Origin of the sequence: Legionella bozemanae (genome assembly GCF_900450575.1) — a bacterium.
In the GTDB taxonomy this organism is placed as follows: domain Bacteria; phylum Pseudomonadota; class Gammaproteobacteria; order Legionellales; family Legionellaceae; genus Legionella; species Legionella bozemanae.
Map to the genome: position 1 here is coordinate 3,287,893 of NZ_UGGY01000001.1, position 15,341 is coordinate 3,303,233.

Sequence of the window (15,341 nt, forward strand, 5' to 3'; positions counted from 1 at the left end):
GCATCATTGCGGATAAAAAAATACTAAAATATTATTTGTTTTCTTATCTGGATGATTTCAACCATACTTTGATTATCCAATTTTTAAAATGAGACGAGCTGAGGTAAAAATAATGAAAAAATGTCCTCTATTTTTGTTCTTGATGATTTCTTTGTTTCACTACAATGCTTTTGCGAATAAGCTCACTATAGAAAGTCCAGCTTTTAAAATGAATTCCATGATTCCGGACGAATTTACATGTAACGGAGTAGATCAATCCCCCCCTTTAGCTTGGTACAATATCCCACCCAATACTCAGTCACTTGCGCTGGTTGTCGATGATCCAGATTCGCCGAATGGGGTCTGGACGCATTGGATTGTATTTAATATACCGCCAAAAGTAACCGAATTAGGGGCGGGAGCTCCAATCCCACCAGGAGCTGCAAATGCACAAAACAGTTGGGGCGGCTTAGGATATCGAGGACCTTGTCCCCCCGTTGGAATTGCTCATAGTTATCATTTTAAACTGTATGCCCTGGATACCGTATTAAACCTTGGGGATGGCACGATTCGAGATATCGTTTTGAATGCAATGACGGGACATGTTATCGGTGAAGCAGAGCTGGTTGGGATTTATCAAAATTTAAAAAGAAACGCTCCTGCTCAATGATATATTATAGTTCTTGCAACGCAGCGATATTGGGGTCTCAAATGAGATCGGGTTTCTCCGCTGCAGTCAAGATGCCGGATTCTGCACATAAAGCCTGAATGTTCCCCATATCCTGTCATCCCTGCGCAAGCAGGGGGATGACAGAGTGTGCCCACTTGACTGAAATTTTATAATTTATGAGGAGCACTCGGTCATAAAACGCAGAAGATAGGCCTTTTGATTTTTATCATGCTGTTCGAAGTATTTACCCTGTCACGCATTTTTTGTCTATTTGCTGTGCTTTATGCAGCAAATAGATTCTTTATACAAAAATTTCCTCGCAACTTCAGTCATTTATTTTGACAAAAAATAAACCAGAATAAATAATTAATTATCAATGATAAAAACCGTACACTTTTAAACCGGAAATAACATGCACGCTGAACTTTTTTATACGGTAGATAGCCCACATCCTGTCCCGCTTTACCTAATCTCCCAAAAACAATGGGAGAAGCAAAGTTCTATGTTAACTCCTATTGAACGTAATTATTTCATGCATGCTCAATTTAATGGAAAAATTGGCGAGCATTGCTTGCTTTATAATACGGACGGTTTATTAGAGAAAGCTTACGTAGGCACTGGCGATGAAAATCAGGCATTAGCAATGGCCCATGCAGCTTTATTATTACCAGCAAACAGCTACAAGCTGCAAGATCCCTGTTCCCAAGAGGCTGTCTTATTTTGGGCATTGGCACAATACCGTTTTGAAAAATACAAAAAAGATCGCATACCCCCCCGACTCTTAGTAATCGAGCAACACATGTTCGCTGATTTAATTCATTTAACCCAAGCTCATTTTTTAGTGCGTGATCTTATCAATCAACCAGCCAGTGAGATGGGACCTAAAGAAATGGCAGATACAGTGGCCAAATTAGCTGAAGAACATCATGCACAATTTAAGCAATGGGTTGGTGATGAGTTGTTACATGCTAATTTTCCTGCCATTCATGCCGTTGGTCGTGCAGCCAAATCAGAGCCACGTTTGCTCTCTTTAACCTGGGGTGATGAAACAAATCCTCGTGTCACTCTGGTAGGAAAAGGGGTTTGTTTTGATACAGGAGGTCTGAATATTAAATCACCTTATGGCATGCGAATAATGAAAAAAGACATGGGGGGTGCAGCCCATGTAATAGGCATTGCCCAATGGATTATGAGGCGAAACTTACCTATTCGTTTACATTTACTTATTCCTGCTGTAGAAAATGCGATTGGTCCCAATGCCTTTAAACCTGGTGATATTTTAATTATGCGTAATGGTTTTACTGTAGAAATCGATAATACTGATGCCGAAGGACGTTTGATTTTGGCTGATGCTTTAGTAAAAGCATGTGAGGAAGAACCTGATCTCCTGATTGATTTTGCCACCTTGTCCTCCGCGGCGCGCGTCTCTGTAGGGACTGAAATGTCGGCATTTTTTGCAAATGATGAATCTTTAGCAGCGGAAATAATCGACTCATCTTATAAAACCGTTGATCCAGTTTGGCGTTTGCCGTTATTTGCACCTTATGAAAAGTTTCTGCGCTCAACTATTGCTGATATGACAAATTGCAGTGATTATCCCTATGGCGGAGCTATTATTGCGGCATTATTTCTCCAGCGATACATTAACAAGTCAACTCCGTGGGTACATTTTGACATTATGGCATGGAGTGAACAAAGTAAACCCGGAAAACCTGAAGGCGGTGAAGCCATGGGTTTACGTGCTGTCATAGACTATTTATTACGTGTTTATGGCTAGGTATCAGAATCTTCGCATCACCCAATTATATCTTTGCTAATTTGAATTCTGCTAATGGATAGTAATTTTGGCCATCTTTTTCAGATCTACTTTCTATGAGATGGATCTTATTAACCATGATTGGAGGAATAACCTGCACCTTTATTGTTTCCAATAATTCATGGGGTATCCTGTGGCGAACTAATCGCCCCATAGTCAAGTGTCCTCGAAAGATGCGAGTTTCAACAGGAATATTTAAATCAACCGCAGTATGCCCTATTACTTTGGACAGCATCGCCAAATCCGCTTGCGGTAGAACGGACAGTGAAAGGATTTTAGGATGGCGCAAGGTTGGAAACCATTCCAAATGACCGAATTGAAGTTGAAATGACAGTATATTTTTTATGGCGACTTGTACATTTTCAATCAAAAGAATTAACTGTTCCTGCGGTAAATTTCCTAAAAATTGCAAGGTAATATGCATTTTTTCTACATGAACCCAGCGAATGTAATCTGACAGTATGGTGTTTTGTAGCGTTTTTAAACTTCTGGCTAGACAAACCTGGGTTGCCTTGGGAAAGATAATTGCGAAAAAAACGCGTAACGTATGCATCATTTCCTCATAAAATTAGGATATAAGAATTCTAATCTATGAAACATTTTTAAACCCCTTTATCAAAAGAACTTGGATTATATACTATAATAGTATCAAAATTGTCCAAATAAAATTGGGATTTTGACAATGCATAGAGAAGACACATGGATAGTGGAGGATTATGATGATCCTTAAAACCCTACGGGAAAAAACTGAATTCTTGGAAGAATGTCTTTTTCATATTGATCATATTCTCAAACATATTACAAATAACAAAAATTCACCAAACGTCACCTTGCATCAAAAAAGCAAAAGCGATAACCAAGAAAAATGTATTTCAACCAACGCAAAACTTCCAAATTCCATAATAATCAAAGGAGACTTACCGGATAAAAATTTTGATGCAGGCAAATTAATAGTGCTTACGTCGCTGTACAATCATATTGCAGTACAAATTAAAAATAAAAATATTATTGATCTGGGAGTAGAGTTTAATAGAGTAAAGCAGAAACTGCATTTCACATTATTAAAAAAAGGTCTTCCGAGTGCTGATATTTTAATGAAAAAGCACAGGAATCATTTTTTAAGAGAAAGCATTCTGGGATATATTTTAAGTTTTATTTGGACATCACCTTCATCAGAGTTTCTTAATAAATATGAATTTTTCACCAAAGCATCTGATTCGGAAGATAATTTCAATTTTTGCTATGAACTGGCAGAAAACTGTCAATTCGATGTCAATCTTATTTCCAAAATCGAACCTATTGGCAAAGGATTAGGTTATATCATTAAAGCAAAATCAACTAAAGAAGCCTCTATCATTATGCATGCGATACGAAAACAGTTACGCGAAAAAAAACTCGAGGATTCGATTCGTTATATCGATACCTTAAATAGGTCCACTCAAGATGAAAGTTCATCAACCATTGAAATATGGGGTCAAGCTGTAGATATGCTCAATAACCTGAAAGATGAAAACATACGTAAATTTTGATTCCGCATAGATAAACGTTAACCAAGATGTTAGGATTCAACTTTTTATTCGAGAGTGAATGGAATATCGTCCTGATATTGATGGACTTAGAGCCATAGCGATTATATTGATTTTAATTTATCACGGAGAATTCTCCTTTTTTCCCGCGGGATTTATCGGAGTTGATGTATTTTTTGTGATTTCTGGCTTTCTCATTACTTGCACCATCCACGAATCACTCAAGGTTGGTTCTTTTTCCTTTTTGGATTTTTATAATCGAAGATTATGGCGTTTGCAACCTGTCTTTGTTTGCCTGCTCTTTTTAACAACAGCTCTAACTTTGTTGTTTTTTTTACCCGACGATTTAATTCAGTACAGCAGAAGTGCGCGCAAAACATCCTTGTTTTTATCCAACTTGTTTTTTGATAAAACAACAACAGGTTATTTTTCACCGGACACACACCAAATTCCCTTACTTCATACCTGGTCTCTTTCAATAGAATGGCAGTGCTATTTACTTTTACCCTGTATAATCTATTGCCTGCATCGTTTCTCACCTGATAAATATTTAATTCCACTTGTTGCTGGATTGACCTGTATCGCTTTTCTAGGGTCACTATACAATGCAAAAAACCAACCCTCACACACCTACTACTTATTTTCCAGCAGGATTTTTGAATTTTTAATGGGTTCCTGCATCGCATTCATTCCAAGGACTTTTTTTTCAGCCAATAAATATCTCTTAAATCTAATGGGTAGTTCGGCATTAATAACCTTGTTGTATCTTGCCAGTTTCAATCCAGTTGTAACAGGTTATCCTAATCAATATGCATTTATTGTTTGTATGGCAACAGGATTTCTCATTGCCATAGGAAGCTGTTCTCCCAAAAACATCTGGAGCCAATTACTTTCCAGTAAGCCGTTGGTTTTCATAGGACTGTTGTCTTATTCGCTTTACATTTGGCATTGGGTTATTTTCACAATTTTAAGATACCAAAGCATCGTGGAAACCCCTCTTGTTTTATTTGCTGTCTTTGGACTTACTTTTGTTTTAGCTTATCTCTCTTGGCACTTTATTGAAAAACCCTCAAGACGCTGGAAACAAATACAATTCCGTTACTCCTTTGCGTTTCTGTTATTGGCTCCCATTCTCGTTTTTCATCTCGCTGACTATGTAATAAAAAAAAATCAGGGATTTCCTCAGCGTTTTAATAATGAACTATTGACCGTTTATCAACAATTAGAGCAATATAAAAGCCCAAAAAGAGCGTTGTGTGTTACCGACTCTCAGCCTGAAATCAATACACAATGCCTTGTTGGCTCAAAAAAATCGGATAGTAAACACGCATTAATGATCGGTGATTCATTTGCCAATCATTACTGGGGTTTTGTAGATGTGTTAGGACAAGCAGCAAAAGTCTCCATTTTATCGCAAACAATATCTTCCTGCCTCACCTTGCCTGACATATATCTTTATGACTGGTGGCACTTTAAAAACCAAGTCTATTCACTCTGTCATGAACTTACCCAAAAATATTATCAAATGATTCAAAATAATCATTATGATTATGTAATTATTGGTCAGGTATGGTCTAATTATTTGTCAGCAAACATCATAAATAACATCGATGATCCGCATTCTTTACTTTTAACTCAAGAACGATTGGCACAAGCTCTAGATAAAGCGCTTTCAATCATCATCAATTCGGGAGCAAAACCCGTATTAATTCAGTCAACAGCACTAATGCAAAATAATTTTCACGATTGTTTTTATAAACATATAAAATTAAGAACATCTTATAATTCTCATGAATGCGAGTTTACCTATTATGAAGATCAATGGTTTAATCAATTACTTAGTAAAATGAAAAGCAAATACCCGCAATTAATTCTTATCGACCCTAAAAAAATACAATGTAAACAAAATAATTGTAAAGTGGACATTAATGGAGTTCCAATATATCGTGACGTAGGCCATATTACGGACTATGCCTCATATCAAATGGGGATGCTTTATCTACAAAAATTTCCAAACCCTTTGGGATAATCTTTCCTCCATACTCTAAGGAATTCTTTTATTGACGAGTGATGTTATTCGTCATATAAAAGATTTTCCTCTATCCTTTATAAATAAAAATTACACTTGACCTTAAAGTCATTAGAAGCAGTGATGCAAATTTGCGTGAGACTCCATTTGACTCTCATTGGGGATGGAAAACCTGCCTGGTACACAGGTTACAACTATGAGTTATTTATGAAAACAACAGTGACGCATTCTTCTGATATCCTTTTAGAGCTCGCAAACCATAAGGACTTACAAGGTGAATTAACGTATCAGCACATTTTACAAGTACTGGGCGAGCGGGCATTTGGAATTGTATTGTTGTTTTTTGCTTTACCCAGTGCCTTGCCTTTTTCTACAGTTCCAGGCGTTTCTGTTGTGTTTAGTGTGCCTATAGCACTTTTTGCATGCCAAATGATATTTGGCAGACAAACATTGTGGTTACCAAAAATCATTGCCACACGTACCATTCATCAAAAGACTATTTCCAAGGTAATCCATACTACGGTACCTTATTTGACTAAAATTGAATACTTTTTGAAGCCACGCTGGTTTTTTATGAGCTATCGCTTGCTGGAAATAATTACTGGCATCATGATTTTTTGTTTAGCCATCCTTCTCATGTTACCTATCCCATTAAGTAATTTTATATTTGCACTGCTACTTATTATTTTCAGTCTGGGATTGATAGAAAAAGATGGGGTACTTCTTATTGTAGGGTATATTGGTACTATTGTTTATATCAGTTTCATGTTTGTATTTATTGAAGGAATAATCAAATATTTTTCTCATTAAAAGCTATTGCTAATTTGACTGGGGAGACATTGAAATAATCTGTAGCAGATACTGATGCAAATTACTTAATCCCATCATAACTCACGGTAATGATGGGAACACATCTTAAATTCTATTTCATAAATGTGGAAATAATTGAGTGAATTCCAAGGAGTATTACCACTGTTCCTGCCAGCAACATAATGATTCGCGGTTGAATATATCGCACAATATAAGCAGCAAAAGGAGAAGCAATAGCCCCACCTACAATCAATCCGAGAATAATAAACCAATTGGCAATCCCAATTGTAAAAAAGAACGTTGCAGAAACACTAAGAGTGATTAAAAATTCAGTCAAATTCACTGAACCTATAGTGTAATGAGGGGTCGTTCCCTGTACTAGTAAAGTGGCGTTAACAATAGATCCCCAACCCCCTCCACCCGCAGCATCAAAAAAACCACCAAAAAATCCAAGAGGTATTAACCCGCGTGCATGATTCGAAGGCAATGCACGTCTCCTTTGACGCTTGATCATAAAATTTTTTATGAGCTGCTTGATTCTTCCACCTTGGAATGCTCGGTATAAAATAAAGCAACCCATAATAATCAAATAAATTGCAATAAAAGGCCTTGCGATTTTCTCTGATGCTTTTGTTAAAAGAAACGCACCAAGAATACTTCCTATAATACCTGGAATAGCCAATCGTCTAAATAATGCATAATCTATATTTTTAAACATCGCATGCGACAAACCAGAAATACCGGTTGTGACAATCTCAGAAGTATGTACCGCAGCACTGGCCATTGCTGGAGGAATACCATAAGTAACCAAAACACCGGTAATAATTACCCCATAAGCCATACCTAACGCACCATCAACTATTTGTGCCATGAAGCCGACCAGTACAAAAATTAAAAATTGCTCCATAAATATCCTTTTTTTTCAAATGATAAACCAAAACTCAAATCATATGAGAAGAGTAAATTAATTATTTCTTATTGTTCCATAATTTGCTTGCTGCCATCGCGCAGCTTAGCGACAAAATAATTATTGAAAGAGTCACTACGATAGGAATATCAACCAGATCATGCAGCATCATTTTTATTCCAATGAAACCTAAAATGAAGGCTAACCCATAGTTAAGATAGCGAAATTTATTTTCTATATGTGCCAAAATGAAATACATGGCTCTTAACCCCAGTATTGCAAAAGCGTTTGATGAACACGCAATAAATGGATCTTGAGTGATACCTAATACGGCAGGAATGCTGTCAATGGCAAAAATCAAATCACTCACTTCAATAAAAATAAGAACAACAAAGAGAGGAGTTACAAAATACGATTTATTTTTCTTAACAATAAAATGATCGCCTGAGATTTCTTTTGTTATTGGGAAAAATTTTCTTAATGTTTTCAGGATGAAATTATTAGTAACAAATTGTTCGTCTTTAAACAAAGTGAAGAATTTGGTCGCAGAATAAATGAGTAGTATGCCAAATAGATATAAAATCCACTTAAATTTATTAATGAGCCAGATCCCAAATACAATGAGTATTATTCTCATAGAGATTGCGCCTAACACACCAAATAAGAGCAGGCGGCGCTGATACTTCAAGGGAATAGAAAAATATTTAAATATCATGATAAATACGAAAATATTATCCATTGATAATGATTCTTCAATCAGATAAGCAGCAAAAAATTCAAGGGCTTTTTGATTCGCTATATTGCTTGTATCGCCTTGTGATAGATAAATCCATAAGAAGACATTAAAAAGTAAAGCCAAGACAACCCAAACAGTAACCCATATGCAAGATGCCTTTAGGGTAGGCTCCCTTTTACTTCTGGTCAAAAGAAAAATATCGATACTTAATACAATCAGTATCAAAACAATAAAAATTACCCATAACCACCATGTACCTATAGACTCCATTTATCTTCCTGAAATTAAATGGCACTCCCTAAAAATAGGGGCGTTTTCTTAATGACTCAATCTTTGACCTCATTACACTTATAATGTATTTAGCCAAGCATGAATTTTTGCACTAAATAATCGTGGTGCAAGTGGCTGGCAATGGCCGCCGGTACCTTCTTCATCATTAAAAAGAATATATTGTTTTTTACATTGTAATTGGTCATACAGTTTTTTTGCCTGACCTAATGTGATGTATTCTAGAGTATTATCACAAATCAGCATGGGACATTGAATCTTTTCTACTAAGCCAGCCAACGTGTAAGCACGCGTTTTATCGAGCATTTCTTCAATTGTTTGAACGCCAAATCGCCATTTTCGACTTTCTAACATAAATCGTAAATTTTCATCTGTTTTCATTAGGTGTACTAAGGCTTGCTCTATAGGAGCATTGTGTAAATCAGGAAACTTCGTCATAAACGAATTAAATTTAGCTTCGAAATTACCACTTGCATCAAATATTCCTGGATCAACAATGCATGCAGCAATACGTCTTTCTCTTGTTACAGCCCGAGCAGCAAGATAACCACCAAAACTGCGCCCCATTAAGAAGATCTTATTCTGATCAATTTCGGGACGGTTGCTGATAAAATCGACAACTTTTTCTATCACTCGTTCCCAATCGGGGATAAAAGGCATTTTATTTAGACGCAGCATACTGCCTTGACCAGGACCTTCAAAATTTAAACAATGAAAGCCTCGCTTTAACGCTTCAGCTGCTGAACTAAAATATAATTCTTCCTTAGTGCTATCGCCCCCACCAGTATCAATTAAAATAGGTTTAGGATGATTTGAAAAAGAATTATTCAGATAAAGATAACCTGGCAACGTTGTTTCCTCAAAGGGAACTTCTACTTTTTCCACAGGAGTTTCAAAAAATTCGAGTGCTTGATGAAAAGCTCGAATGCTGTATTGCAATGCTTGTTCGATCCTTGGATCAGCAGGTTCATCTTCCAGGAAAAAAAAAGCTGTTCGATAATAAGTACAAGCGCGCAGAAAAGCCAATTTGGCATCAAAATGAAAACCTTGACTTCGATACGTTTCTGCCATGCTGAAATTGCTATCAGCAAAAGCGGTCCACCGTGCATACCAACTTTCTTTATTGCCAGGTTCTATTTGGTTCGCTATAGCAAGACATTCCCCGACTTCAGACCCTTGATATGTAGCACATCCTAAGCTTCTTATTAATTGCGCATTAAAAAGTGCTGGCTTGACTAACTCTTGCATGATAAAAATCTCCGTTTTTTACTTAGAAGAATTCTTGTGTTTTTGTTCCAACATGATTCGAACTTTTTAATATCTCCGAATATAAACCATTTATTACTTAATAAATAGTTAGTACAAAACATAGCCCTCTTCTATTTAAGATAAATATAGTCTATGGATAAAATAAAATCGTTATTGAGATCAATTTAAATGATATGTATAATTTTGTTTCTTTTTGCTTCATTGAAGAATTAAAATGTTCAACAAATTTGAAAGTCTAATTGATTTATTTGAAAAAAAATGGGATGCGGAACTGGTCCCTACCTATGAAAAATTAAAACAACGTATCTCTCAGAGTAGAGTATTATCAAAGCAGGAAACACAAGAAATCATTAATGAGTTAACCATTCATTACCGTTTATTTTTTGCAACGGTAACAAATACATTTGCACCTTACCAAGACCAGCTTAATGAAACCGAACATCTTAAACTAAAAAAATTTCTTGATGATGTGAATGAAAGTTTTCAAACAGATGTGAATGAATTTAAGAACATTCATAATCAAAAAATGGCCCTATTAAGAAATTATTTTTTCCAAAAACAAGCTGCACAATTGCCTTTGCCTACCTTTGAAGAACAATACCTGACAGGACAAATTTTTCCTAGCGATCCTCCTGAAGCGTACCCTCAATATTATACTTATGATTTTAAATAGCAGAAATTATGACTTCCTTTCTCTCCGGAGAAAGGTTGGATGAGGATCTTTTCATTTAGACATTGAGTAAACAATCCAAGGTTCACCTCTTCCAATTTTATCATAGAGTATTTGGGCGACCCGATTATCTGGCTCAGTGATCCAATATACTCTACTCCATTGACGTAACTTATTGAGTTGTTTTAATTCATCCATGAGCATCTTCGCTACTCCTGCTTTTCGATGTTCTGGTTTTATATATAAATCATATAAATAGCATTCGGGATTGATATTCCAAGTGCTTAAATGCACGATAAAAGTTAGAAATCCAACTGCTGTATTTTGAGAGTCACAAGCAATGAGGCATCCTGTATTTTGATTCTCGGAAAGGAGCATGTTCAACGTATTATTTACTACTTCTTGAGGTAGTGACGTTTGATAAAATCTCATATATTCCTGCCACATTGTTAACCAGTTTTCTTTATCAATAGGCTGTAACCATCTAACCTTATAGTTCATCATTACAATGCTCGCCCCAAAGAACAGTATACACAGCTTCCACTACCGTACCCTACCAATAAATAGAGCAAATAAGAAGTGGCTCATGCATAAGATTACGAATTTGATGTTTTTTAAATGAAGCAAAGTAAAAAATATCGTGCATATTAAGTCGATGAACAGTTTCCTCATAAGTTAAAACTCCACTGCCATTTAATACAATCCAAATTTCTTCTTCTTGATGATAATCCATAGGAGTTTCACTCAGGGGCAACACTTGAAAATATGTTGTTTGAAAAGGGGGATATGCCTGCTTTTGTACAAAATCAACAGGGTTTACTACAACTCCCGAAGCAATGTGCTCCGGATTAGAAAAAACCAACCGTGGATTTGCAAAAACAATAGGCTCAAGCAATTGAGGCATAGTGTTGCTCCTTAGAAAACAATTCGTGCTCCCAATCCAAGACGGTACTTTCCTGCTCCAGCTCATAGATTGATGATTGCGCAAGGCTATTAATTATTTTTGCACTTCGCCATGCCATAACATTTAAATTAGGCTCTGCGATTCCATAAGCATTGCGCGCTGCATTTTGGACATAAATACGATGTTGTTTTGGTCCCTCCCATACAATAGAAAAATCCTGATTGACACAAAATGTCCCATTATTTAAAGGTATTTTTGCAGACAACGGGGCAAGATAATCCGGGAACTTCCACTGGTATCCTGTACACAAAATAACAATGTCTGCAGCAATGACTCTTCTGCTCATGGTATTAAGCTCAGTCAGTACTAACTGATATCTACCTAATCCGCCATTCATATGTGTTAATTCATGACATGGTAAAAACTTAAAAAACTTATTTTTATTTTCCAAAAACTCGAGGCTATAAAGTTTTTGATAGATTGCTTGGAGTAAATGGAACGAAATACCATCACTTGCCAAAAGCTGCTCTTGCAATAAAGAGGCTTTTTCTTTCTCGGGCATATGGAAAAAGAATTCAGTATACTTAGGCGTGAAAAATTCACTGACAAATGGAGAGGTATCCATTGGTAATAGCTGAGATCTCTTTGAAATCCAATTTAACTCTGAAGGCAATTGCTCACTCGATAAAATATGCTGCACAATTTCGGCACCACTTTGGCCTCCACCAATAATAGCCACTCTTTTTCCCTGCCAATTTATTGGATTGAGTAAAAAATTCTTATTATGTAATACATTTTTACCCAAATAAGGTTTAACGCAAGTAGGGACTTTTACAGTTAAACCGTTGCCTAAAATAAGATGTTTTCCTTTGATTTTTCTCTGAGATGTTTGCATAACAAAATGAGATTTATCAAAAAAAATTTCCTCAACTTTTTCGTTGAACAATAAATTAGGTAATGAACGGCTCACCCAATTTAAATAATGGCTAAATTCAGTACGTAATACATGCTTAAATTGTGCATTAATAAAACGATATAATCGTTTGTGTTTTGCAAGATAGGCAATAAAGGAATAAGAATTGGTAGGGTCAACAAGCGTAACCAAATCATTTAAATAGCTGACCTGAATTTCAGCATTGGGAAATAACATTCCTGGATGCCAAATCACTTCCTTATTTTGTTCAAAAAACACGCTTGAAATCTCTTTGACTGAGGACAAAAGAGCAGCAACACTCAAATTAAATGGTCCAACACCAACTCCAAGTACATCAGAAATTGCATCATGATTCGTTTTGTTCATAACTCACTTCCTCTATGTGCATCTCAAATTCCGTTGTAATTCGTTTTAGGGTTAATTGTATTTTTCTCTGCAAGAGCCATGTGGGCTTACCAAAAAAATCAGCGTGAGTGGGTAACTGTTTATATCCCAGAGCATTCCAAATTGTTTCACCAAGCTTTGGCATGTAGGGATAAATGACCAAAGCAAATCCTTTTAACCACCAGAAATAATCCTCTGGAGATCGACTTAAGTTTTGTCCCAGAACAAGCCAGTCATTTAGAGATTGCACCCCAATATGAGGAGAAAAGTGCTCTGGTTGCAATGCATGTTCCTGAATTGCAAACAAATCGCCTAATTGATGTTGAAGCTGTTGATTGCAAGGCTGTCTCACCTTATCAGGTATGTTTTGTATCCCTTGGATAATATAGTGTTCAAGCCAATCTATAGTTTTGTTGTAATAATGGATAAAATCATCAACGGCAAAATTGCCTATTTGATTACGCACATCAATTGAAGCAAGATAAAGCCGAATAATATCACTGGAAAGCCCTTTTTGCTTGATCGCCTCATCTACTCCAATCATATGCTGTCGGCTTGTAGAGAATTTACACCCATCAAGGTAATAAAAATAATTAACCAGATAATAATCAAATGACTTGTATTGAGGACATCCAGAACTAATTCCCAATGCACTGCTTAAAAAAGGTAATGAATTATCGAGCCCAAAACTGGAAATAGTAATCACATCAGAATCTGCTGCAAATGCATTTTTGTTGAGGCCCATGAGTTTCCCCGCGATTTCTCCAAACATTAGAAAATAAGCAAAAACAAAACCATAACTAAATAAAGTTCTTGCATAAGCAGGATCAGTATTATCTGCTAAACCCCAATCACACTGTGTAGTAAGCCTGAATCGATTATTTTGTAACACCCGATAACGTTGAAAAAGCGTCACTATTTTTTGAGGAATTCCCCGCGAACTCAGGTTAACATCATCAGGGAGTTGTAAAAAGATATTTTCTACCACTTTTTGCTCTAAATGCTCTTCGCGAATCATTTCTTCCGGGCGAAAATGTGCACCACAATGTTCACAAAAATAACTTGCAGTGTTTTTATAACACACAGGACAATTCCCTTGCAGCCAATATCCAGTCAGGTAACGCTTATTCTTATCATCCCAGGGTATATTCTCTTTTAATAAGACTGTAGCCTTATTATTCAATAATTGTTGCAAGATCTGCTCATGCCATTCTTGATAGGATGTGCTCCATTGCGCATCAAGTGGATTAATAAATTGATCACATTTAATACTCATTGACTTTAAATCATCGGCAATTAATGCATGATAATGATGACCTATTTCTCTGGGGCTTAAATGCTCTTCCTCTGCTTTCCCTGCCGCATACGATTCATAACTGTCGGTTCCTGAAATTATCCAAGCGGAATGCCCACAAAGTTTTAGATATCTTGCAAGTATGTCCACACTTAAAAACGGCCCACCAATATGGCCTAAATGCAATCGACCATTTGGGGTGGGTACCGAAGGAATGAGTAAATAATTTTTTTTATTTTCAGTCATCGCTTATTCCCTAGCTTTTTTTATTCTTTAAACTATCCGCCATCATTTTAATCGAGCTATCCCATCCACTTTGAGAGATCTGAATCGCTTTTTCTTTATTTCTCGCCAATACTGCAGTAACTAACTGCTCATTTTCTTGTTTAAATTCCATTAATACTTTTTCATCATTATGATGCCGATCCAGACATAAAAAACGATACCGTGATGAATGGTCATACAACATATCTTGAATTTTAAGTAACCAAGGAGATTGGCACGCCTTAATCAGCGTGAAAGTAAATTCTCTTTGAAACATATTCCATTCAATGGGATCCAGCGGTTTATTTTGTGGTGGGGTAAGGTATTTTGCATAACGATGCCAGCACGCAATGACATCTGCCTCCCAATACTCATCTCCATGTTGCATGGATAATTCCAAAGCACGTGTTTCAATCTGTATTCTGACTGCATAGAGATCATATAACTCTTCTAAAGATAAAGACGGTACTGAAAAACCACACAAATCTTCAAAATTAACTAAACCATGGCTTACCAGACGAGACAAAGCTTCACGCAAGGGACTGTATCCTACCTCGTATCGTTCTTTTAATTGCTCCATTTGTAATTTTTGGCCAGGATCAAAGTAACCACTTACGAGATCACGACGTAATTTCTCTAATACGGTGCTTGTCTTTGATTGTTTTATTTTAATTTGGGACATAGCAAGTACACTTCATTTCAATCATGCAAACAGTATTAATTATTTTCGAAAATTAGTAAATAATCGAAAATAAAATAATTAAAAATTATTTGAATTGATTGTATTAGAGCATGGAGTGTTGAGAGAATGGATTTGGTATACGCTCTAACGAGTAGTCCAAATAGAGTAAACCAACCACG

General features: G+C 36.2%; 15 protein-coding genes. 6 read left to right on the top strand and 9 right to left on the bottom strand.

All coding sequences use genetic code 11. The features are described from left to right. Positions 1-112 precede the first annotated feature (112 nt). Together DY223_RS14625 and DY223_RS14630 are read left to right on the top strand one after the other, a co-directional pair. Positions 113-649, top strand: a complete 537-nt coding sequence (locus DY223_RS14625) for a YbhB/YbcL family Raf kinase inhibitor-like protein (RefSeq protein ID WP_058458476.1) — start codon at positions 113-115, stop codon at positions 647-649. 412 nt (positions 650-1,061) lie between these two features. Beyond that, entirely contained in the window at positions 1,062-2,426 is a 1,365-nt protein-coding gene (locus tag DY223_RS14630) for a leucyl aminopeptidase family protein (RefSeq protein WP_058458475.1), read from the top strand. Between the two features lie 25 nt (positions 2,427-2,451). On the opposite strand, the gene thpR is transcribed toward DY223_RS14630, so the two are convergent. Then, on the bottom strand, positions 2,452-3,021 hold the full coding sequence (gene thpR, locus DY223_RS14635; RefSeq protein ID WP_235810472.1) for an RNA 2',3'-cyclic phosphodiesterase: 570 nt from the start codon (positions 3,019-3,021) through the stop codon (positions 2,452-2,454). Positions 3,022-3,181: 160 nt separating this feature from the next. Here thpR and DY223_RS14640 point away from each other — a divergent pair, with 160 nt between their 5' ends. From DY223_RS14640 to DY223_RS14650, 3 genes are all read left to right on the top strand, one after another. Further along, positions 3,182-3,994 (top strand): hypothetical protein, encoded by an 813-nt coding sequence (locus DY223_RS14640; RefSeq protein WP_235810471.1) that lies wholly within the window; start codon positions 3,182-3,184, stop codon positions 3,992-3,994. Positions 3,995-4,052: 58 nt separating this feature from the next. Beyond that, positions 4,053-6,020: an acyltransferase family protein gene (locus tag DY223_RS14645; protein WP_058458472.1), complete on the top strand. Its 1,968-nt coding sequence runs from the start codon at positions 4,053-4,055 to the stop codon at positions 6,018-6,020. Between the two features lie 207 nt (positions 6,021-6,227). Beyond that, on the top strand, positions 6,228-6,830 hold the full coding sequence (locus tag DY223_RS14650; protein ID WP_058458489.1) for an exopolysaccharide biosynthesis protein: 603 nt from the start codon (positions 6,228-6,230) through the stop codon (positions 6,828-6,830). 112 nt (positions 6,831-6,942) lie between these two features. Here the strand turns inward: DY223_RS14650 and DY223_RS14655 are convergent, their stop codons facing one another. From DY223_RS14655 to DY223_RS14665, 3 genes are all read right to left on the bottom strand, one after another. Then, a complete protein-coding gene (locus DY223_RS14655; RefSeq protein ID WP_058458471.1) occupies positions 6,943-7,737 on the bottom strand; it encodes a sulfite exporter TauE/SafE family protein in 795 nt (264 codons plus the stop codon). Positions 7,738-7,798: 61 nt separating this feature from the next. Beyond that, on the bottom strand, positions 7,799-8,743 hold the full coding sequence (locus DY223_RS14660) for a TerC/Alx family metal homeostasis membrane protein (protein ID WP_058458470.1): 945 nt from the start codon (positions 8,741-8,743) through the stop codon (positions 7,799-7,801). A 78-nt stretch (positions 8,744-8,821) separates the two neighbouring features. Further along, positions 8,822-10,009 (bottom strand): alpha/beta hydrolase family protein, encoded by a 1,188-nt coding sequence (locus DY223_RS14665; RefSeq protein WP_058458469.1) that lies wholly within the window; start codon positions 10,007-10,009, stop codon positions 8,822-8,824. A gap of 235 nt (positions 10,010-10,244) precedes the next feature. Here DY223_RS14665 and DY223_RS14670 point away from each other — a divergent pair, with 235 nt between their 5' ends. Next, complete coding sequence (locus DY223_RS14670) at positions 10,245-10,703, top strand: hypothetical protein (protein WP_058458468.1); 459 nt, start codon at positions 10,245-10,247, stop codon at positions 10,701-10,703. 51 nt (positions 10,704-10,754) lie between these two features. On the opposite strand, the gene DY223_RS14675 is transcribed toward DY223_RS14670, so the two are convergent. The 5 genes from DY223_RS14675 to DY223_RS14695 are packed head-to-tail and all read right to left on the bottom strand — an operon-like array spanning position 10,755 to position 15,162. After that, complete coding sequence (locus tag DY223_RS14675; protein WP_058458467.1) at positions 10,755-11,204, bottom strand: GNAT family N-acetyltransferase; 450 nt, start codon at positions 11,202-11,204, stop codon at positions 10,755-10,757. A 49-nt stretch (positions 11,205-11,253) separates the two neighbouring features. Beyond that, on the bottom strand, positions 11,254-11,604 hold the full coding sequence (locus DY223_RS14680; protein ID WP_058458466.1) for a cupin domain-containing protein: 351 nt from the start codon (positions 11,602-11,604) through the stop codon (positions 11,254-11,256). After that, positions 11,588-12,904 (bottom strand): lysine N(6)-hydroxylase/L-ornithine N(5)-oxygenase family protein, encoded by a 1,317-nt coding sequence (locus DY223_RS14685; protein ID WP_058458465.1) that lies wholly within the window; start codon positions 12,902-12,904, stop codon positions 11,588-11,590. Before DY223_RS14685 ends, DY223_RS14680 begins: the two co-directional genes overlap by 17 nt. Beyond that, positions 12,885-14,462, bottom strand: a complete 1,578-nt coding sequence (locus DY223_RS14690) for a methionine--tRNA ligase (RefSeq protein WP_058458464.1) — start codon at positions 14,460-14,462, stop codon at positions 12,885-12,887. The genes DY223_RS14685 and DY223_RS14690 overlap by 20 nt, the downstream gene beginning before the upstream one ends. Before the next feature lie 10 nt (positions 14,463-14,472). Continuing rightward, a complete protein-coding gene (locus tag DY223_RS14695; protein ID WP_058458463.1) occupies positions 14,473-15,162 on the bottom strand; it encodes a GntR family transcriptional regulator in 690 nt (229 codons plus the stop codon). Between the last annotated feature and the right edge of the window lie 179 nt (positions 15,163-15,341).